Source organism: Mycobacterium sp. E1214, from assembly GCF_001666755.1.
Taxonomy (GTDB): domain Bacteria; phylum Actinomycetota; class Actinomycetes; order Mycobacteriales; family Mycobacteriaceae; genus Mycobacterium.
This window is the reverse complement of record NZ_LZJC01000048.1, coordinates 1-20,631: the sequence shown is the minus strand read 5'-3', so window position 1 is coordinate 20,631 and position 20,631 is coordinate 1. Positions and strand designations below refer to the sequence as shown.

At 70.6% G+C, this 20,631-nt stretch carries 15 protein-coding genes; 14 read left to right on the top strand and 1 reads right to left on the bottom strand.

From position 1 onward, the window contains the following. Positions 1-264: 264 nt before the first annotated feature. The 14 genes from A5700_RS05450 to A5700_RS05385 all read left to right on the top strand — a co-directional run bounded on the left by A5700_RS05450 (position 265) and on the right by A5700_RS05385 (position 19,107). A complete protein-coding gene (locus A5700_RS05450) occupies positions 265-1,170 on the top strand; it encodes a class I SAM-dependent methyltransferase (RefSeq protein ID WP_068070232.1) in 906 nt (301 codons plus the stop codon). Between the two features lie 216 nt (positions 1,171-1,386). Further along, positions 1,387-2,841 carry a PPE family protein gene (locus tag A5700_RS05445; protein WP_068204508.1) on the top strand — a complete coding sequence of 485 codons (1,455 nt, stop codon included), beginning with the start codon at positions 1,387-1,389 and terminating at the stop codon, positions 2,839-2,841. Between the two features lie 451 nt (positions 2,842-3,292). Next, entirely contained in the window at positions 3,293-5,146 is a 1,854-nt protein-coding gene (gene eccA / locus A5700_RS05440) for a type VII secretion AAA-ATPase EccA (protein WP_068070230.1), read from the top strand. Further along, positions 5,143-6,759: a type VII secretion protein EccB gene (gene eccB / locus A5700_RS05435; protein WP_068070229.1), complete on the top strand. Its 1,617-nt coding sequence runs from the start codon at positions 5,143-5,145 to the stop codon at positions 6,757-6,759. Before eccA ends, eccB begins: the two co-directional genes overlap by 4 nt. Beyond that, positions 6,756-10,715 (top strand): type VII secretion protein EccCa, encoded by a 3,960-nt coding sequence (eccCa, locus tag A5700_RS05430; RefSeq protein ID WP_068070228.1) that lies wholly within the window; start codon positions 6,756-6,758, stop codon positions 10,713-10,715. Before eccB ends, eccCa begins: the two co-directional genes overlap by 4 nt. 11 nt (positions 10,716-10,726) lie before the next feature. After that, a complete protein-coding gene (locus tag A5700_RS05425; protein WP_068070227.1) occupies positions 10,727-11,035 on the top strand; it encodes a PE family protein in 309 nt (102 codons plus the stop codon). 2 nt (positions 11,036-11,037) lie between these two features. After that, on the top strand, positions 11,038-12,510 hold the full coding sequence (locus A5700_RS05420; RefSeq protein ID WP_068070226.1) for a PPE family protein: 1,473 nt from the start codon (positions 11,038-11,040) through the stop codon (positions 12,508-12,510). 90 nt (positions 12,511-12,600) lie between these two features. Continuing rightward, positions 12,601-12,894, top strand: a complete 294-nt coding sequence (locus tag A5700_RS05415; RefSeq protein ID WP_068070225.1) for a type VII secretion protein EsxS — start codon at positions 12,601-12,603, stop codon at positions 12,892-12,894. 48 nt (positions 12,895-12,942) lie between these two features. Next, on the top strand, positions 12,943-13,233 hold the full coding sequence (locus A5700_RS05410; RefSeq protein ID WP_068070284.1) for a WXG100 family type VII secretion target: 291 nt from the start codon (positions 12,943-12,945) through the stop codon (positions 13,231-13,233). Between the two features lie 10 nt (positions 13,234-13,243). Further along, a complete protein-coding gene (locus A5700_RS05405; RefSeq protein WP_068070224.1) occupies positions 13,244-14,131 on the top strand; it encodes an ESX secretion-associated protein EspG in 888 nt (295 codons plus the stop codon). Between the two features lie 84 nt (positions 14,132-14,215). Continuing rightward, on the top strand, positions 14,216-15,634 hold the full coding sequence (gene eccD / locus A5700_RS05400) for a type VII secretion integral membrane protein EccD (RefSeq protein ID WP_156671093.1): 1,419 nt from the start codon (positions 14,216-14,218) through the stop codon (positions 15,632-15,634). Further along, positions 15,631-17,034: a type VII secretion-associated serine protease mycosin gene (gene mycP, locus A5700_RS05395; protein ID WP_068070222.1), complete on the top strand. Its 1,404-nt coding sequence runs from the start codon at positions 15,631-15,633 to the stop codon at positions 17,032-17,034. Before eccD ends, mycP begins: the two co-directional genes overlap by 4 nt. Next, positions 17,031-18,023, top strand: coding sequence for a type VII secretion protein EccE (eccE, locus tag A5700_RS05390; RefSeq protein ID WP_068070221.1), 993 nt, complete (start codon positions 17,031-17,033; stop codon positions 18,021-18,023). Before mycP ends, eccE begins: the two co-directional genes overlap by 4 nt. A 298-nt stretch (positions 18,024-18,321) precedes the next feature. After that, complete coding sequence (locus A5700_RS05385) at positions 18,322-19,107, top strand: trans-aconitate 2-methyltransferase (protein ID WP_068070220.1); 786 nt, start codon at positions 18,322-18,324, stop codon at positions 19,105-19,107. 9 nt (positions 19,108-19,116) lie between these two features. Here the strand turns inward: A5700_RS05385 and A5700_RS05380 are convergent, their stop codons facing one another. Continuing rightward, a complete protein-coding gene (locus tag A5700_RS05380) occupies positions 19,117-20,538 on the bottom strand; it encodes a sulfatase (RefSeq protein WP_068070219.1) in 1,422 nt (473 codons plus the stop codon). Positions 20,539-20,631 lie beyond the last annotated feature (93 nt).

Sequence of the window (20,631 nt, the reverse complement as noted above, 5' to 3'; positions counted from 1 at the left end):
GCTCGCGCGTGACGTGGTGGTGCGTGTGGGCCCAGCTCCGGTCGAGGAAGGTCTTGACCGGCTGCGGCCGCAGCACCAGGCAAGTGACGGCTCGATGGTCGATGGCTCCGGCAAACGTCGTCGGGGCCGAGCCGACTGGCGAAGCCGCACCGAAGCACAGGATGACCGACCGGCGCCGGGCGTTCGCCGCTCGAACGGCGGCTAGCCAGTGCCGTTGCGCGGCAGGGAAAGCGGTTGATTCCGGTCATCGGTACTGTGGGTCGGGTGCGAAGCGAAGGTGACACCTGGGACATCACAACGAGCGTCGGATCGACCGCGCTGTTCGTCGCGACGGCGCGGGCGTTGGAGGCGCAGAAGTCCGACCCGCTGGTCGTCGACGAGTACGCGGAAATCTTCTGCCGGGCCGTCGGCGGCCCCGCGGCGGAGGTGCTCGACGGCAAGATTCCCGATCACCAGTTGAAGACCACCGACTTCGGCGAGAACTTCGTGAACTTCCAGGGTGCTCGCACCAAATACTTCGACGAGTATTTCCGCCGGGCGGCCGACGCCGGTGTCCGCCAGGTCGTCGTATTGGCGGCCGGGCTGGACTCACGTGCCTACCGCCTGGATTGGCCGGCCGGTACGACCATCTTCGAGCTGGACCAGCCGCAAGTCCTCGACTTCAAACGCGAGGTGCTGGCCGGTGTCGGTGCCACGCCGCGCGCCGAGCGCCGTGAGATCGCCGTCGATCTGCGTGACGATTGGCCGCAGGCATTGCGCGACAACGGGTTCGATGCCGGCAAGCCTTCGGCGTGGATCGCCGAGGGGCTGCTCATCTATCTCCCGGCCGACGCTCAGGAGCAGCTTTTCACCGGGATCGACAGCCTGGCCGTACCCGGTAGCCATGTGGCCGTCGAGGACGGCGCACCCATGCCCGACGAAGCCTTCGAGGCCGCGCTCGCCGAGGAACGCGAGGCCATTGCCCGCGGTGAGGGGCGGGTCTTCTTCCAGCTGGTTTACAACGAACGGATCGCCCCGGCCGCCGACTGGTTCAGCACCCGAGGCTGGAAAGCAGTCGGCACGCCGTTGGCCGATTATCTGCGCCAGGTCGGCCGCCCGGTGCCCGGCCCGGACACGGAGGCCGGCCCGATGATCGCGCGGAACACGCTGGTGAGCGCGGTTAAGGGCTGAGACCGTACGTCCGGTCGTCGTGAGTTTCCCCTGAACTGACCGCTTGCGGGAACTTTTTCGCCCCGCCAACCGACCATTGACGGGCTGACTGGCGCGCCGTCGCCCGGCCTGTCATCACTGGTCTCACTCGGCGAGGAGTCCTGGCGTGATGCCACGCGTTCGGGAAGAAATAGTTCGTGAACTGGCTGCGGGACCCCCGCGGGCCGGCGCGCGCGCATGACTGCGCCGGTGTGGATGGCCTTCCCGCCGGAGGTGCATTCCACGTTGCTCAGCAGCGGCCCCGGGCCCGGTAGCCTGCTGGCCGCGGCCGCGTCATGGACGGCGTTGAGCGAGACCTATGCCTCGGTGGCCGACGAACTCGGCGAGACCCTGGCCGCCGTTCAGGGCGGCGCGTGGGACGGCCCCACCGCCGACCGGTACGTCGCGGCTCACGTGCCTTATCTGGTGTGGCTGACGCGGGCCAGCGCCAACAGCGCGGCCGCGGCCACCGAGCACGAGGCTGCGGCCACCGCCTACACCACGGCGCTGGCCGCCATGCCGACCTTGCCGGAGCTGGCCGGCAATCACGCCCTGCACGGGGCCTTGGTGGCGACGAACTTCTTCGGCATCAACACGATTCCCATCGCGGTCAATGAGGCCGACTATGCGCGGATGTGGACTCAGGCGGCCACCACGATGACGACGTATCAGGCGGTCGCCACGTCCGCGCTCGCCGCGACGCCGCAAACCGATCCGGCGCCGCAGATCGTCAACGCCGACAGTGCCTCGGACAGCGGTGACAGCGGCCCGCTCGACATCGTCGACGACGATTCCGGTGACCCGTACGACCTGAGCTGGTGGATCAACCGCTTCCTGGAGATTCCGGAAACCCTGGAGCGCGACATCGGCTTGATCGAACGCAATCCGGCGGCGGGGTTCGCGCAGCTGTTTAGCGACATCATCGGCCTCACCGTCGATGAGATCGGCCATGCGATCGAGGTATTTCAAGCCTTTCCGCAACTTCTGGCGCTTCCGATCTTGGTTCCTGTCGGGGCCGGGGGAGGCTTTGCGGCTCTGACCGCGCTGGCCGCGATCCAGCCGCCGGCGAGCCCCGCCCCGGCCATCGCCGCCGCCCCCACGCCGCAGGCCCACGACATGCCGGCGGTGACGGCCAGCCCCGTCGCGGCGGGCGTCGCGGCCCCGGCGCCGTCCGCGGCCCCCACCTCGGCCCCGGCGCCCACGCCGAGCACGGTGTCCGCGAGCGCCGGCCCGCCACCACCCACGGGCGTCGAGGGCGCCGCGTACCCCTATCTGATCGGCGGCCCCGGGATCGGCGCCGGCTCGGGCATGGGCGCGGGGGCGCAGCGCAAGGCCCCGGAGCCCGACTCAGCCGCGGCCCCCGCGGCCGCGGGAGCGTCGGCCGCCGAGCGGCAGCGTGACCGTCGGCGCCGGCGGGCGAGACTGCAGCAGCACCAACGCGGCTACGAATACGCCGACCTCGAGTCCGATGATCCGCCGGAGCGCGAGGCGTCCGACGCTGTGGCCTCGGAGCGCGGGGCGGGTGCGTTCGGCTTCACGGGGACGGTGGCGCGTGGGACCGCAGAGGCGTCCGGGTTGGCCACCCTCGGCGTCGACGACTTCGCGGGTGGGCCGTCGGTGCCCATGGTGCCGAGGACATGGCCTGGGTCCTGACGAGGTGCCGGGGCGCGAGCCCGGGAACTTTCGCGCCCCGGTGCCCGACTAGTAGCTGGGTGCCCGCCTGAGCGGCCATCGGCAGAGCCGGTCGGGCTCAATCGAGTGTTGAAGGAGTCGCCGCATGGCCGCGTCGGTGGGGATGTGGCGCCGCTTGGCGGGTGAATGCCGCAGGCCGACGGGCCGGCGCACATGGTGGCCGGCCCCGCATTGCTAATGAAAACCATTTTCGATAAGGTCGCCTGTCGAGAGTGGCTGGCGAGCGGGTCATCGACCCGCTGCGGTCGGCGTTCACGTCGGAAATGCGGCCAGTTGGGGCACCGGACGCCGTCATCGGCGGTCCGGGCGGGGAGGAACTGCGTGATCAAGGCCGGAAGTGCGCCGCACCACTTAGGATATGCTAACTTCAGCCCAGCCAGCTTAGGGGAGACTACGTTTAGGAGAAGCGGCCGTGGAACTCGGTGACACGGGCATGCTCACAGCTCAGCCTGTCAATTCTCGGGCGGACCTTCGAGTTGACGGTGACGTCGTCAGCCGGTTTGCCACGTGTTGCCGCGCGCTCGGCATCGCCGTGTATCAACGCCAGCGGCCGGCTGACCTGGTCGCGGCCCGATCCGGTTTCACCGCGCTGACCCGCGTTGCCCACGATCAGTGCGACGCCTGGGCGGGGCTCGCCGCCGCCGGTGACACGTCCCTGCGGGTCCTGGAGGCGGTGGCCCGTACCGCGGGCACCGCCGGCACGCTGCAGCGTCAGGTCGACCTGGCGCCGGGATCGTTGAGCTTCCGCTACGACACCGGGCTCTACCTGCAGTTCCGTGCCGGCACGCCCGACGAGTTCCACTTGGCCCACGCCGCGGCGCTCGCCTCGGCGGGGCGTTTCGCCGAGGCCAACGAGATCGTCACCGCCCTGACCGCTCGTCGCCCCGGTTGGCGCGAGGCGCGCTGGGTCACCGTCGTCGTCAACTACCGGGCCGAGCGCTGGTCCGACGTCGTCAAGCTGCTCACCCCGATCGTCAACGACACCGATCTCGACCCGGCGTTCTCGCACGCGGCCAAGATCACCCTCGGCACCGCCCTGGCGCGGCTCGGCATGTTCGCCCCGGCCCTGTCCTACTTGGAAGAGCCCGAGGGTCCCGTGGCCGTCGCGGCAGTCGACGGCGCGCTCGCCAAGGCGCTGGTGCTGCGCGCGCACGTGGACGAGGACTCGGCCAGCGAGGTGCTGCAGGACCTGTACGCGGCGCACCCGGAGAACGAGCAGGTCGAGCAGGCCCTCACCGACACCAGTTTCGGCATCGTCACCACCACGGCGGCCCGTATCGACGCCCGCACCGATCCGTGGGACCCCGAAACCGAGCCCAGCGCAGAGGATTTCGTCGACCCCGCCGCCCACGAACGCAAGGCCGTGTTGCTGCACGAGGCCGAACGGCAGCTGGCCGAGTTCATCGGTCTGGACGAGGTAAAGAACCAGGTCTCGCGGCTGAAGAGCTCCGTCGCCATGGAATTGGTGCGCAAGCAGCGCGGCCTCGCGGTCGCCCAGCGTGCCCACCACCTGGTGTTCGCCGGACCGCCCGGAACCGGTAAGACCACCATCGCCCGCGTTGTGGCCAAGATATATTGCGGCCTTGGCCTTTTGAAACGAGAGAACATTCGCGAGGTGCACCGCGCCGACCTCATCGGCCAGCACATCGGCGAGACGGAGGCCAAGACCAACGCCATCATCGACAGTGCGCTCGACGGTGTGCTGTTCCTCGACGAGGCCTATGCGCTAGTCGCCACCGGGGCCAAGAACGACTTCGGGCTGGTGGCCATCGACACCCTGTTGGCCCGCATGGAAAACGACCGCGACCGGTTGGTCGTGATCATCGCCGGCTACCGGGCCGACCTGGACAAGTTCCTCGACACCAACGAGGGTCTGCGGTCCCGGTTCACGCGCAACATCGACTTCCCGTCGTACGCGGCACCGGAACTGGTCGAGATCGCCACCAAGATGGCTGAGCAGCGCGACAGCGTCTTCGAGCCGGCCGCGCTCGCCCACATGGAGGCGTTGTTCGCCAAGCTCGCGACCGAAACCACCCCCGACGCCAACGGCATCTCACGGCGCAACCTCGACATCGCCGGCAACGGCCGATTCGTGCGAAACATCGTCGAACGCTCCGAGGAAGAACGGGAGTTCCGGCTCGACCATTCCGAACACGCCGGAACCGGCGAATTCAGTGACGAGGAGTTGATGACGATCACCGACGACGACGTCGAACGGTCCGTCGAGCCGCTGCTGCGCGGTCTGGGGTTGTCGGTGCCGGCATGACCAGTCAAGACCCGGACAGCCGTCGCTCGTTCGCCTCCCGCACGCCGGTAAACGACAACCCCGACAAGGTGGAGTACCGCCGCGGCTTCGTGACCCGCCACCAGGTCAGCGGTTGGCGATTTGTCATGCGCCGCATCGCTTCCGGCATCGCGCTGCACGACACCAGGATGCTCGTCGACCCGCTGCGCACGCAGTCGCGTGCGGTTCTGATGGGCGTGGTGCTGCTGGTGACCGCCCTCGGCGGTTGCTTCGTGTTCTCGTTGATCCGGCCCAACGGGACGGCGGGCAGCAACGCCGTCCTGGCCGACCGGGACACCGCGGCCCTCTACGTCCGCGTCGGCGACGACCTGCACCCGGTGCTCAACCTCACCTCAGCCCGGTTGATCGTGGGGCATCCGGTCAACCCGACGACGGTGAAAAGCACTGAGCTGGACCGCTTTCCGCGCGGGAACCTGATCGGCATCCCGGGTGCCCCCGAGCGGATGGTGCAAAACCCCGGGCGGGACGCGAACTGGACCGTGTGCGACAGCATCGGTGGAACCGCGCACGCCGTGCACAGCACCGGCGTGACCGTCATCGGCGGCCGTCCCGACAGCAGCGGCGCGCGCGCCGCGGACTTGGGTTCCCGGCAGGCCATCCTGGTGCAGTCCCCGGGCGACGACAAGGGTCCCATCAGCTGGTTGCTATGGGACGGCAGGCGTAGCCAGATCAACCTCACCGACCACGCCGTGACTACCGCACTGGGGTTGGGGCAGAACAACTCCGAGGTCCCCCCGCCGCGGCCTATCGCGCTCGGGCTCTTCAACGCGATCCCCGAGGGGCCGGCGCTGACGGCCCCGGGCATCCCGAACGCCGGCGCCCCGGCGCCCTTCGCCGTGCCGGCGCCCATCGGTGCGGTGGTGGTGTCCTACGGTTTGGACCAGAGTTCCTCGGGGGCGCCGCGCTATTTCGCGGTGCTGCCGGACGGCCTGCAGCCGATCTCGCCGGTGCTGGCCGCGATCCTGCGCAACACCAACTCCTACGGCCTGGATCAGCCGCCGCGGCTCGGCGCTGACGCGGTGGCCAAGCTGCCGGTCTCACGGCTGCTCGACACCTCTCGCTATCCCGACCAGCAGGTCACCCTGGTGGACGCCGCGAAAGACCCTGTCGCATGCGCCCATTGGAGCAAGGCCGCCGGTGCGGCGACGAGCTCGCTGAACCTGCTGGCCGGTTCGGCGCTGCCGGTCCCGGAGTCGATCCACACCGTCGACCTCGTCGGCGGTGGGGCGGCGGCCACGGCCACCCGGGTCGCGCTGCCCCCCGGAACGGGTTACTTCACTCAGGTCGCCGGTGGTGGCGCGGGTGCGCCCGGCGCCGGATCGCTGTTCTGGGTTTCCGACACCGGTGTGCGTTACGGCATCGACAACGAGGCGGAGAACGCCGCCACCGGGCACGGCAAAACCGTTGAGGCACTTGGGCTGAGCGGTTCGCCCCTGCCCGTTCCGTGGTCGGTGCTGTCGCTGTTCGCCGCCGGACCGACCTTGTCGCGCGCCGACGCGCTACTGGCACACGACGGCTTGACGCCGGACAACAACCCGGGCCGTCCCGTCGCGGCCGAAGGAGCCCCCCGATGAGCCGACTCATATTCGAAGCCCGCCGCCGCCTAGCTCCCCCGGCCGCCCGCAAGGGGACCATCACCATCGAGGCCCCGCCGGAGCTGCCCCGGGTCATCCCGCCGTCGTTCCTGCGGCGCGCGATGCCCTACGTGCTGGTCATCCTGATCGTCGGCATGGTGGTGGCGCTGTTCGCCACCGGCATGCGGATGATCTCCCCGCAGACGCTGTTCTTCCCGTTCGTGTTGCTGCTCGCCGCCACCGCGATGTACCGCGGCAACGACAACAAGACGCGGACGGAGGAGGTCGACGCCGAACGAGCCGACTACCTGCGCTACCTGTCGGTGGTGCGGGACAACATCCGCACCCAGGCGGCCCAGCAGCGCGCTGCCGCGCAGTGGTCCCACCCCGAGCCGGCGGAGCTGTCCGCGGTGCCCGGGTCGCGGCGCCAGTGGGAGCGTGACCCCCACGACCACGACTTCCTGGTGCTTCGGGCGGGCCGTCACCAGGTGCCCCTGACCACCACGCTGCGGGTCAACGACACCGCGGACGAAGTCGACCTGGAACCGGTGTCGCACAGCGCATTACGCAGCCTGCTCGACACGCACCGGATCGTGCGGGATGTGCCGACGGGCATCGACCTGAACAAGGTGTCGCGGATCACCGTCCTGGGCTCGGCGGACGAGGCCCGCGGGGCGCTGCGGGCGTGGATCGCCCAGGCCGTCACCTGGCATGACCCGACGGTGCTCGGGGTCGCGCTGGCCACCCGGGACCTCGAGGACCCCGACTGGTCGTGGCTGAAGTGGCTGCCGCACGTAGACATTCCCGGTGAGATCGACGGCGTCGGCCCGGCCCGCTATCTCTCGACCGACGCCGACGACCTGGTCGGCCTGCTGGGGCCGGCCCTGGTGGACCGGCCGGCGTTCACCGGCGAGTCGGGCGATGCGCTGCGCCACCTGCTGGTCGTCATCGACGACCCGGACTACGACGTCAACGCTTCGGCCTTGGCGCTGGGCCGGGCGGGGGTCACCGTCGTGCACCGCTGCGCCACGGCGCCCCACCGCGAGCAGTACTCGGACCCGGAAAAGCCGATCCTGCGGGTCGGCCAGGGGGCGATCGAACGCTGGCAGACCGGAGGCTGGCAGCCCTACATCGACAACGCCGACCAACTCGGGGTGCCCGACGCCGCCCACCTGGCCCGTCAGCTGTCGCGCTGGGACTCCAACCCGACGCACACGGGCCTACGGTCGGCGGCGACCCGCGGGGCGAGCTTCACCACCCTGCTCGGGATCCCGGACGCCTCGCAGCTCGACGTGCCCGCCCTGTGGGCCCCGCGCCGGCGCGAGGACGAGCTGCGCGTGCCCATCGGCGTCACGGCCACCGGTGAGCCGCTGTACTTCGACCTCAAGGACGAAGCCGAGGGCGGGATGGGGCCGCACGGCCTGATGATCGGTATGACGGGGTCCGGCAAGTCTCAGACCCTGATGTCGATCCTGTTGTCGCTGTTGACCACTCACTCGGCCGACCGCTTGATCGTCATCTACGCGGACTTCAAGGGCGAGGCCGGCGCGGACAGCTTCCGCCACTTCCCGCAGGTCGTCGCCGTCATCTCGAACATGGCGGAGAAGAAGTCGCTGGCCGACCGGTTCGCCGACACGCTGCGCGGGGAGGTGGCCCGCCGCGAGACGCTGCTGCGGGAGGCCGGCCGCCGCGTGCAGGGCAGCGCGTTCAACTCGGTCGTCGAATACGAGGCCGCCGTCGCGGCCGGGCATGACTTGCCGCCCATTCCGACGTTGTTCGTCGTCGCCGACGAGTTCACCCTGATGCTGGCCGATCACCCGGAGTACGCCGAGCTGTTCGATTACGTTGCGCGCAAAGGCCGGTCGTTCCGCATCCACATTTTGTTCGCGTCGCAGACGCTGGACGTCGGCAAGATCAAGGACATCGACAAGAACACCTCCTACCGCATCGGGTTGAAGGTGGCCAGCCCCAGCGTCTCTCGCCAGATCATCGGCGTCGAGGACGCGTACCACATCGAATCCGGCAAAGAGCACAAGGGCGTGGGCTTCCTGGTGCCCGCGCCGGGCGCCGCCCCGGTGAAGTTCCGCAGCACCTACGTCGACGGCATCTACGAGCCTCCGCAACGGCCGAAATCCTATGCGGTGCCGTCGATCCCGGAGCCCAAGCTGTTCTCGGCCGGCCGGGTCGAGCCGGATCAGGACACGGTGGTCCCGCTGGAGGTGGACGAGGAGCTGGCCGGCCCGCCGCGCAAGCTGATCGCCACGATCGGTGACCAGCTGGCCGGCTACGGCCCGCGGGCGCCGCAGCTGTGGCTGCCGCCGCTCGACGAGCCGATCCCGCTGACCTCGGTGCTGGCCCGCGCCGGGGTGCCGCAGCGCCAATGGCAGTGGCCGCTGGGCGAAATCGACAAGCCGTTCGAGATGCGCCGCGACCCGCTGATCTTCGACGCCACCTCGTCGGCCGCCAACGTGGTCATTCACGGCGGCCCCAAGTCGGGGAAGTCGACCGCGCTGCAGACGTTCATCCTGTCGGCCGCCAGCCTGCATTCGCCGCGCGACGTGACCTTCTACTGCCTGGACTACGGCGGTGGGAAGCTGCGGGCGCTCGAAGACCTGGCGCACGTCGGCAGCGTGGCGTCGGCGCTGGAACCCGAGCGGATCCGGCGGACCTTCGGTGAGCTCGAGCAGCTGCTGCTGTCGAGGCAGCGCCGCGAACAGTTCCGCGACAGGCACGGCGCGGCCCCGGACGACGGTTTCGGTGAGGTGTTCCTGGTCATCGACAACCTCTACGCGTTCGGCCGCGACAACACCGACCAGTTCAACACGCGAAACCCGTTGTTAGCCAGGGTTTCCGAGTTGGTGAACATCGGTCTGGCCTACGGCATCCACGTCGTCGTCACCACTCCCAGCTGGCTCGAGGTGCCGCTGGCCATGCGCGACGGGCTGGGCCTGCGGCTCGAGCTGAAGCTGCACGACCCGCGCGACAGCAACGTGCGGGTGGTGGGCGCTCTGCGCCGGCCGGCCGAGGCCGTGCCGCACGACCAGCCGGGCCGCGGCCTGACCATGGCCGCCGAGCACTTCCTGTTTGCCGAGCCGCAGCTGGACCAGGTTTCCGCCCTCAACGCCCGCTACCCGGGCGTGACGGCGCCGCCGGTGCGATTGCTGCCCACCAACCTGTCACCGGCGGCGGTCGGCGCGCTGTATCGCGGCCCGGAGCAGGTGGTCATCGGTCAGCGCGAGGAGGATCTCGCGCCGGTCGTCGTCAACTTCGCCGACCAGCCGCTGTTGATGGTGTTCGGCGACAGCAAGTCGGGCAAGACGACCTTGCTGCGCCACATCATTCGGACGGTGCGCGAGAACTCGTCGGCCGACCAGGTGGCGTTCATCGTGCTGGACCGGCGGCTGCACCTCGTCGACGAGCCGTTGTTCGCCGACAACGAGTACACCGCCAACGTCGACCGCATCATCCCCGCGATGCTGGGACTGGCCAACCTCCTCGAGGCGCGGCGGCCACCGGCCGGCCTGAGCCCCGGCGAGCTGTCGCGGTGGAGCTACCAGGGCCACACCCACTACCTGATCATCGACGACGTCGACCAGATCCCGGATTCGCCGGCGCTCAGCGGCCCCTACATCGGCCAGCGACCGTGGACCCCGTTGCTCGGGATCCTCTCGCAGGCGGCCGATCTGGGGCTGCGGGTGATCGTCACGGCGCGCGCCACGGGATCCGGGCACGCGCTGATGACCAGCCCGCTGCTGCGCCGCCTCAACGACTTGCAGGCCACCACGCTGATGCTGGCGGGCAACCCGCAAGACAGCGGCAAGATCCGCGGTCAGCGCTTCGGCCGGCTTCCCGCGGGCCGCGCAATCCTGTTGGGCGACAGCGACAGCCCGACGTACGTGCAGTTGGTCAACCCGCTCGTCGGGGAGGCCGCCATGTTTGGTGAAACGCAACAGTAAGGGGAGAGATCATGACGTTGCGAGTGGTTCCCGAAGGACTGGCCGCCACCAGCGCCGCCGTGGAGGCGCTGACGGCGCGGCTGGCGGCGGCGCACGCCGCGGCGGCCCCGGCGATCACCGCGGTGGTGCCGCCCGCGGTGGATCCGGTGTCGCTGCAGACCGCCCTCGGTTTCAGCGCCCAGGGCCAGGAGCACGCCGCCGTGGCCGCGCAGGGCGTCGAGGAGCTGGGTCGCGCCGGCGTGGGCGTCGGCCAGTCCGGGGTCAGCTACCTCGCCGGTGACACCGCGGCCGCCGCGAGCTACGGGTTCTCGGGCGCCTAGTTATGACGTTTCCCATCTGGATGGCATCGCCGCCGGAAGTGCATTCGGCGATGCTGAGCGGGGGACCGGGGCCGGGGCCACTGTTGGCCGCCGCCGGCGCCTGGACCTCGCTCAGCACCCAATACACAACGGAGGCCGCCGAACTCAGTGGGCTTCTCGGATCGGTGCAGTCCGGCGCGTGGGATGGGCCCAGCGCCGAGCAGTATGTGGCGGCGCACCTGCCGTACCTGGCGTGGCTGCAACAGGCCGGCGCCGACAGCGCCGGCGTGGCCGCGCAACACGAGGTGGCTGCGGCGGCGTACACCGCTGCGCTCGCGGCCATGCCGACGCTGCCGGAGCTCGCCGCCAACCACACCGTGCACGGTGTCTTGCTGGCGACCAACTTCTTTGGCATCAACACCATTCCGATCGCGGTCAACGAGGCCGACTACGCGCGGATGTGGACGCAGGCGGCCACCGTCATGAGCACCTACCAGGCCGTGTCCGGGTCGGCGTTGGCCGCCGCGCCGCGCACGGTGATGGCGCCGGCCATCGTGAACCCGGGCGGTAACGCCGCTGACGCCGCGCAAAGCACCTCCGACATCGGCGACTGGATCCAGAACTTCTTCAAGCAGCTGTCCCAGTTCCTGCAGGACTTCTTCCAGAACATCTCCAAGATGCTGCAGGACTTCTGGTCGAACCTGCCGGCGTTTCTCGCGGCCAACGGACCGCTGCTGTTCTTCGTGGCCTACCAGGTGTTCTTCAACGCCGTCGGGTGGCCGACCTGGGGTGCGCTCCTCACCGCACCGTTCCTCATCCCGCTGATACTCGGGATCGGGCTCAGCACGCTGATCACGCCCCTCGACATCGCGCCCGAGGAGGCGGCCCCGGCCGTCGTGCCCCCGGTCCTGGCGTCGAGCAAGCCGTCGATGTTGCCCGCGGTCGCGATGGCCCCGACTCTGGGCACGGCGCCGAGCGCTCCCGCCAGCACCCCCGCCAGCGCCCCGGCCCCCAGCACGGCGCCGGCGCCGGCACCCGCCACCGGCACGTTCGGCTATCTCGTTGCGGCGGGCGGTGATCCGGAGACCGGCGTCGGGCCCACCCTCGGCGGCCGCGGCGGTGCCAAGGCCCCCGCGGCGACTGTCCCGGCGGCGGCCGCGGCGGCCTCCAGTCGGGCCGAGGCGCGCGCCCGGCGCCGCCGGCGCGCCGAAATGCGCGACCACGGCGACGAATTCCTGGACATGGACTCCGACATCGGTGTGCCGCCCGACTTCGGTGAGGAGGACCAGCTGGCCGCCGTCGCCTCGGCCGCGGGCGCCGGGACGCTCGGCTTCACCGGAACCGCGCAGCGGCACACGGGATTCCGGGCGGCGGGACTGACCAAGCTGTCCGGCGACGAATTCGGCGGCGGGCCCCGCACGCCCATGGTGCCCGGCACCTGGGAGCGGGACGACGACGACCCGGCAGCCCCGACCGAAGCTGGGAAGGGGGAGTAAGGACTTCACCACGATGCACCCCGACTTCTCGACCCCCACCAAGCCACTGGCCCGCACCGGGCCGCGAGAGACCGAGAGAAAGGAATCACCATGAGCATGCTGGACGCTCACATCCCGCAGTTGGTTGCCGCGCAGTCGGCGTTCTCCGCCAAGGCCGCGTTGATGCGCAGCACCATCAGCCAGGCCGAGCAGGAAGCCGTGTCGGCGCAGGCGTTCCACCAGGGCGAGTCCTCGGCCGCGTTCCAGGCCGCGCACGCCCGGTTCGTCGAGGTCGCCGCCCGGGTCAACACGCTGCTCGACATCGCCCAGGCCAACCTCGGCGACGCGGCGGGCACCTACGTGGCCGCCGACGCCGCGGGCGCCTCGGGTTACACCTCGTTCTGACCCGATTTCTGATTCCGACTAAGCAGCCAACTCGCGAAAGGACTTGTGATGTCACAGATTATGTACAACTACCCGGCGATGCTGAGCCACGCCGCGGACATGACGGCCTATGCCGGCACCATGCAGGGGCTCGGCACGGACATCGCCACCGAGCAGGCGACGCTGTCGTCCGCCTGGCAGGGTGACACCGGAATGACCTACCAGGCGTGGCAGGCCCAGTGGAACCAGGCGATGGAGAGCCTGGTGCGGGCGTACCAGGCGATGGCCAGCACGCACGAATCCAACACCATGTCCATGCTGGCCCGTGACCAGGCCGAGGCCGCCAAGTGGGGCGGTTAGTCCGAGCCTGATGGAGCCAGCACCGAACGCCGTCGAGCTGACGGTCGACCACGCCTGGTTCATCGCCGAAACGATTGGGGCGGGCAGCTTTCCGTGGGTGCTGGCGATCACCTCGCCCTATCGTGACGCCACCCACCGCCAGGCGTTCCTCGACCGGCAACGCGCCGAGCTGGCCGAGCTGGGCCTGGTATCGCCGGACGGCCAGATCAACCCCGCGGTCGCGGAGTGGATCAAGACGGTGTGCTTCCCGGGGCGGTGGCTGGACCTGCGCTTCGTGGGCCCGGGCAAGGACTCCGCCGAGGCCGGCGGCGCCGGTGAACTGCTGCGCGGCATCGTCGCGCAGCGCACCGGGGCCGCCGGTCTGAGCAAGACGGTGGTCGCGCTGCGCAACGCGCAACTGGTCACCTTCACCGCGATGGACATCGACGATCCCCGCGCGCTGGTCCCGGTCCTGGGCGTCGGGCTGGCGCAGCGGCCCCCGGCCCGCTTCGAGCAGTTCAGCATGCCGACCCGCGTCGGGGCCCGGGCCGACGAGCGGTTGCGCTCGGGCGCCGCGCTCGCGGAAGTCCTTGACTATCTGGGCATTCCGCAATCGGCGCGGTCGGTGGTGGAATCGGTGTTCACCGGCCCGCGCAGCTACGTGGAGGTTGTCGCCGGCTGTCATCGCGACGGCCGGCACGCCACCACCGAGGTCGGCATCAGCATCGTCGATACGACCGAGGGACGGGTACTGGTCAGCCCGTCGCGGGCCTTCGACGGCGAATGGGTATCGACCTTCGCCCCCGGGACCCCGTTCGCCATCGCCGTAGCGATCGAACACCTGACCGCCCTGCTGCCCGACGCCGACTGGTTCCCCGGCCACCGGCTGGCCCGAGACTTTTCCGCCCAATACTCCTAACCGCACACGAGATAGAGAAGAGAGCACGATGTTCCAGGTACCGTCCCAGCGCAGTTCGGGGATCCGGTGACGTCCGGCACCGTCATGCCGATCGTCCGCGTGGCAATCCTCGCGGACAGCCGGTTGACGGAGATGGCGTTGCCCGCCGAACTGCCGCTGCGCGAAATCTTGCCCGCGGTCCAGCGGTTGGTAGTCCCGGCGGTCGCCAACGGCGACCCGGAGGACGGCGCCCGCGGCGCCGCCGAGGTCGGTGGCGCCGCGCAACTGAGCCTGGCGCCCATCGGCGGGGCGCCGTTCAGCCTCGACGCCAGCCTGGACACGGTCGGGGTCGTGGACGGTGACCTGCTCGCGCTGCAACCGGTGCCCGTCGGCCCGGCCGCGCCCGGCATCGTCGAGGACATCGCCGACGCCGCCATGATCTTCTCGACCTCACGGCTCAAGCCCTGGGGCAGCGCGCACATCCAGCGATTCGCGCTCGCGGCCACGGTCGTCGTCGCCTTCCTCGCCACCGGTCTCGCGGTCACCTACCGTGCCGCCACCGGCGCGCTGGCGGGGCTGGTCGCCGTCAGCGCCATCGCGGCGCTGACGGCCATCGTCGGCCTGCTCATCACGCCCCGCTCGGCTCGCGCCGGGACGGTATTGACGATCGCCGCGCTGGTGCCGATCGGGGCCGCACTCGCCCTGGCCGTGCCCGGGCGGTTCGGTCCGGCACAGCTGACGCTGGCCGCGGCCGGCGTCACGGCGTGGTCCGCGATCGTTCTGATGGCGCCCAGCGCCCAGCGGGAGCGCGTCGCCGCCTTCTGCACCGCCACCGCGGTCGTGGGGGCCGGGGTGCTGCTGGCCGCGGGCTCCGAATTGCTGTGGCACGTATCAGTATTGGGCATCGGCTGCGGGCTGATCGTCGCGGCGCTGCTGGTCACCATCGAGGCCGCGCCGCTGTCGGCGCTGTGGGCGCGTTTCCCCTTGCCGGTGATCCCGGCGCCCGGCGACCCCACCCCGTCGGCGCCCTCGCTACGGGTGCTCGAAGACCTGCCGCGGCGGGTGCGCATCAGCGACGCCCATCAGAGCGGTTTCATCGCCGGGGCGGTCCTGCTCAGCGCGCTGGGTTCGATCGCGATCGCCCTGCGCCCCGAAACCCTCAGCGGCGCGGGCTGGTACGTGGTGGCTGCCGTCGCGGCGACGTCGGTGCTGCGCGCCCGGGTGTGGGACTCGGCCGCCTGCAAGGCGTGGCTGCTGTCCCAGCCGTACCTGGTCGCCGGCGTGCTCCTGGTGTTCTACACCGCGACAGGGCGATTTGCGGCGGGCCTGGGCGCCGCGCTGGTGCTCGTCGCGCTGCTGCTGGCCTGGATCGTGGTGGCGCTCAACCCGCAGATCGCCGAGCCCGAGACCTACTCGCTGCCGGTGCGCCGGCTGCTGGGTTTCGTGGCGGGCGGGCTCGATGCGTCGCTGATCCCCGTCATGGCCTTCCTGGTCGGACTCTTCGGCTGGATCATCGATCGATGATTCGATCCGGATTGGCATGTGCGACGGCGGCATTGGTGGCTGCGCTGTGGACGTGCCCGTCGGCGGTGGCGATCCAACAGCCCAAGATCGATCCGGGTGTGCCGCCGCCGAGCGGGGCGCCCGGCCCGGTGCAACCGATGGAACAACGCGGTCCGTGTGGTTCCCCCGGCGTGCTCGCGGGCAGTGACGTCAACGCCGTGACACCCAGCCAGGCGACGCTGAATCTGCCCGCGGCATGGCAGTTCTCCCGCGGCGAGGGGCAACTGGTGGCGGTTCTCGACACCGGCGTGCGGCCGGGGCCGCGGCTACCCAACGTCGACCCCGGGGGTGACTTCGTCGAAACCACGGACGGCCTGACGGACTGCGACGGGCACGGCACGCTGGTCGCCGGGCTGATCGCCGGCCAGCCGGCGCCTGGCGGCGAGGACGGCTTCTCCGGCGTGGCGCCGGCCGCCCGGGTGGTCTCGATCCGCACGACGTCGGCTCGATATTCGCCGCGCACGCCCGGTGGCGATCCCACGGTCGCGCGGGCCACCCAAGAGGTCGCGACGCTGGGCCGTGCGATCGTGCACGCGGCCGACCTCGGGGCAAGGGTGATCGACGTCTCCGAAATCGCCTGCCTGCCCGCCGACCGTCCCGTCGATCAGGCCGCGCTCGGCGCGGCGATCCGATACGCAGCGGTGGACAAGGACGCGGTGCTGGTGGCCGCCGCTGGAAACAGCGGGCCCACCGGGGCGTTCGGCGGCGGCACGTCGTGCGAGTCCAATCCCCTCACCGACCTCAGCCGCCCGGACGACCCGCGGAACTGGGCCGGCGTCACCTCGGTCTCCATCCCGTCGTGGTGGCAGCCCTACGTGCTCTCCGTGGCGTCGCTGACCGCGGACGGTCAGCCCTCGAAGTTCACCACGGCCGGCCCGTGGGTCGGCATCGCCGCGCCGGGCGAACGCATCGTGTCGGTCAGCAACGCCGACGGCGGGGGGCTGGCCAACGGGTTGCCCGACGAACACCAGCAGCTGGTTCAGTTGAGCAGCACCAGCTACGCCGCCGCCTACGTGGCCGGGGTCGCCGCGCTGGTCCGCAGCAAGTACCCCGACCTGCCCGCCACCGCGGTGGTGCACCGGCTGACCGCGACCGCCCACAACGGCGCGCGGGCGCCCTCGAACGTGGTGGGCGCCGGCAGCGTCGATCCGGTCGCGGCGCTGACCTGGCAGTTACCCGCGGCGAACCAGCCCGGCGCCGCCACAGTGAAGCCGGTCGCCGTGCCGCCGGCACCGGCGCCCAAGGACGCCACCCCGCGCACCGTCGCGCTGGCCGGCACCGCGGTGCTGGCCGTGCTGGTCGCACTCGCCGGCGCGGTCACCGCGCTCGCCGCTCGTCGACGAAAGGACATCACCCCGTGAGCTCGCAGCGCTGGATACCCGTTCCCGGGAGCGGCCGCATTACCTTGGCCCTGTTGGCTGTCATCCCCGCGGTGCTGGCTTACCCCTGGCGGTCGACGCGCGACTACTGGCTGATCGGCATCGCCGTCTTCGCCTTGGTCGTGCTGTTCGGAGCCTGGCGCGGCTTGTATTTCACCACCATCGCGCGCCGCCGCCTCGCGATCGTCGGGCGCGGAAACTCGTCGAACGTGGACGAAGCGGATTCGACGGCGTCCGCCACCGCACTGCTACGCGTCGGCGCAGCGGACACCGGCGCCGACGTGCTGCCGTTGCCGCTGATCGCCCAGTATCTGGACCGCTACGGCATCCGCGCGGACAAGATCCGGATCACCAGCCGCGACAACGCCTCCGATGCGTCTCGGCGGGACACCTGGATCGGTTTGACCGTATCGGCTGTCGACAACCTGGCCGCCCTGCAGGCACGCTCGCCGCGCATCCCGCTGCACGAGACGGTTCAGGTCGCCGCCCGCCGGCTGGCCGATCACCTGCGCGAAATCGGCTGGGAGGCCACCACCGTCACCCCCGACGACGTTCCCCGGCTGTTGACGTCCAACGCCCGCGAGACGTGGCGCGCCGTGCAGCGCGGCGGGTCCGACTACGTCGCGGCCTACCAGATAGCGGTCGACGACTCGCTGCCCGCAACGCTGGAGGCGATCCGCTCGTACCCCGCCCGCGAAACCTGCACGGCGCTCGAGATCGCCGGTGTGGGAGCCGGTCGCACCGTCGCCGCGGCGTGCGCCTTCCAGACCGACATGGCCCCGGACGGTTCGGCGCCGGCGGCCGGGGTGACCCCGCAACGCGGGAATCACCGGCCCGCGCTGTTGGCGCTCGACCTGCTGTCCACGCGGCGGCTCGACGGGCACACCGCCGCGCCGGCCGGGCTGCTGGAGCGGCTGGACTGGCCCACCCTGACCGGCGGCGCGCACCGGGCGGCGGCCGAAACGGCCTAGGACGTCGCCGCGCACCCGGCCTTCGCCCACCCGCGCAGGCGGTCCGGCGGTCGCCGGGAATGCTCTGGGGGCGATCGCTGGATCCCGACGCGTGCACTACCATCCGCTGGCGGGGGGACCACGCCGAGTGGGGGTCCGTCGCGCCCAGGACGCGATGGTCAGACCGGCGGCGCCACCGATCCCGGCGTTTCCTCCGCCGCGACGACGCGCCCGCGCGACCAGGCGGTCCGCGGGGGCATACGGTAATACCGTTCGCTGACAGCCGAGCAACGGTGGCGCGCCGGGCAGGAGGACCGACATGTGGGATCCCGATGTGTATCTGGCCTTCGCCGACCACCGTGGCAGGCCGTTCTACGACCTGGTATCGCGCGTGGGGGCCGAGCGGGCGCGGCGCGTCGTGGACCTCGGCTGCGGCCCGGGCCATCTGACGAAATACCTGGCGCGGCGCTGGCCGGACGCAGTGGTCGAGGCGCTGGACAGCTCCCCGGAGATGGTGGCCGCCGCCCGGGAACGCGGGGTCGACGCCACGCTGGGCGACGTACGCAAATGGGAGCCGAGCCCGGATACCGACGTGGTGGTCAGCAACGCCGCGCTGCACTGGGTGCCCGAACACGCCGACCTGCTGGTCCGATGGGCGGCTCAGCTGACGCCCGGCTCGTGGATCGGCGTGCAGATGCCGGGCAACTTCGAGTCACCGTCCTACGCGGCGGTGCGCGCGCTGGCGAGACGCGAGCCGTACGCAAAAGTTCTGCGCGACATACCGTTTCGGGTGGGTGCGGTGGTGCAGCCGCCGCTGCATTACGCCGACCTGCTGCTGGACGCCGGGTGCAGGGTGGACGTGTGGGAGACCACCTACCTGCACCAGTTGACCGGGCAGCATCCGGTGCTGGATTGGATCACCGGCACGGCGCTGGTCCCGGTGCGCGACCGGCTTGACGACGAGGATTGGGACCGATTCCGCCGGGAACTGGTGCCGCTGCTGCGCGACGCCTATCCGCCGCGCGCGGACGGCACCACCATCTTCCCGTTCCGGCGGGTGTTCATCGTCGCCGAGGTCGGCGGCGCGCGCCGCGCGGCGGGATAGTCGGCGCCGTCACCGCTCGGTGGACCGGCCTTCCTCGATCCCGCGGTCGGCGGCGATCGCCGAGCGCGAGCTGGGCTTCGCGTGGTGAATGTGCTGATAGGTCTCGGTGTACCGCGCCGAGATGCGGGTGCCTGCGAAATCGGAGGGAATGACGTCCCCGGTTCGCTGACGCCAATCATGCAGGCGCACAGCGAGATCGGCGGCGATATCGTCGGCGCTCGGGTCGCCCGCGGCCAGCAGGTTGGTGGTCTCTTCGGGATCGGCGCGCAGGTCGTAGAGTTCACGCTCCGGGCGCGGCGTTGTGACGTAGGGCGCCACGGCCAACCCCGACGGGCTCTGCTCGATGTCGAGGGGCAGGTCCAAAAGCGGCCGGGGCACGTAGTTCTCGATGTAGCTGTAGTCCTTGGTCCGGATGGCGCGGATCGGGTCGAAGGAATCGTGGTAGGTCTTCGTCGTGTAGACATAGTCGCGCGGCGGCCCGGCCGACGAGCCGGAACCCCGCAGCCCGTCGGCGTGCGAGACGCCGTCGACGTCGGCGGGCACGGCGATGCCCAGCAGCCCCAGCAGCGTCGGCACCAGGTCGACGCCGCTGAACAATTCGTCGTACACGCGGCCCCCGCCGGGCCGGCCGGTGGGGGGACGAACGATCAGCCCGATACCGGTTCCCGCGTCGTAGAGCGTGGACTTCGCCCGCGGGAACGCCGGGCCGTGATCGGTGAAGAACACCACCCAGGTCGTGGCGTCGTGCCCTGTTTCGGCAAGCGCGTCCAGCAACCGGCCCACCGCGGCGTCGGCCGTGCTGATCGCCCCGTAGAACGCGGCGAGGTCGTCGCGCACCTCGGGGGTGTCGGGAAGATACCCGGGCGGGTCGACCCGCGCGCTGTCGGCCGGGACGTATCGCTCCGGTGGATAGGGCCGGTGCGTCTCGAAGAACCCGGCGGTGAGCAAGAAAGGTTGTTGCGCAAGGCTATTCGCGTCGTCACGCAACCACGCCTCGGCCTTGTCCGTGACGTAGTCGCAGTAGGAGTTCGACACGTCAAATTCGTCGAATCCCAACCGCTTCGGGTAAGACGTCTCATGCTGCATACCGAAAAGCGCCGAGTAGTAGCCGGATTCGCCCAGGATCTCCGGGAGGGTCCGCACGCCGTTGCGGTATTCCCAGCCGTGGTGGGCCAAGCCGATGAGGCCGTTGCCCTGCGGGTAGCGGCCGGTGAACAGCGAACCCCGCGACGGCGAACACAGCGGCGCCGTCGCGTGGGCCCGGGTCAACAAGATGCCCTCGGCGGCAAGCTGGTCCAGCCGCGGGCTCGACACGTCGGCGTGGCCGTAGGCGCCGAGCTGCCGCCCCAGGTCGTGCCAGTGCACGATCAGGACGTTGTCCTTCCGGTCGGCTGGCTGGCCCACGCTCGCGCCCGGCGTCACATCCGTCACCTCTTCAACTTGCCTTGCGACGGGCGACGATACCGCAGGCCGGCCGCACGGTCCCGACGCACCGGCGCGTCACGACGTGGCGTCTGGGGTGGG

What these genes read in the sequence shown, in the direction of transcription:
- A5700_RS05445 (WP_068204508.1), top strand. Translation starts at nt 1,387, where the DNA reads ATGACTGCGCCGGTGTGGATGGCCTTCCCGCCGGAGGTGCATTCCACG.
- eccB (WP_068070229.1), top strand. Translation starts at nt 5,143, where the DNA reads ATGACCAGTCAAGACCCGGACAGCCGTCGCTCGTTCGCCTCCCGCACG.
- eccCa (WP_068070228.1), top strand. Translation starts at nt 6,756, where the DNA reads ATGAGCCGACTCATATTCGAAGCCCGCCGCCGCCTAGCTCCCCCGGCC.
- A5700_RS05425 (WP_068070227.1), top strand. Translation starts at nt 10,727, where the DNA reads ATGACGTTGCGAGTGGTTCCCGAAGGACTGGCCGCCACCAGCGCCGCC.
- A5700_RS05420 (WP_068070226.1), top strand. Translation starts at nt 11,038, where the DNA reads ATGACGTTTCCCATCTGGATGGCATCGCCGCCGGAAGTGCATTCGGCG.
- A5700_RS05415 (WP_068070225.1), top strand. Translation starts at nt 12,601, where the DNA reads ATGAGCATGCTGGACGCTCACATCCCGCAGTTGGTTGCCGCGCAGTCG.
- A5700_RS05410 (WP_068070284.1), top strand. Translation starts at nt 12,943, where the DNA reads ATGTCACAGATTATGTACAACTACCCGGCGATGCTGAGCCACGCCGCG.
- A5700_RS05405 (WP_068070224.1), top strand. Translation starts at nt 13,244, where the DNA reads ATGGAGCCAGCACCGAACGCCGTCGAGCTGACGGTCGACCACGCCTGG.
- eccD (WP_156671093.1), top strand. Translation starts at nt 14,216, where the DNA reads ATGCCGATCGTCCGCGTGGCAATCCTCGCGGACAGCCGGTTGACGGAG.
- mycP (WP_068070222.1), top strand. Translation starts at nt 15,631, where the DNA reads ATGATTCGATCCGGATTGGCATGTGCGACGGCGGCATTGGTGGCTGCG.
- A5700_RS05385 (WP_068070220.1), top strand. Translation starts at nt 18,322, where the DNA reads ATGTGGGATCCCGATGTGTATCTGGCCTTCGCCGACCACCGTGGCAGG.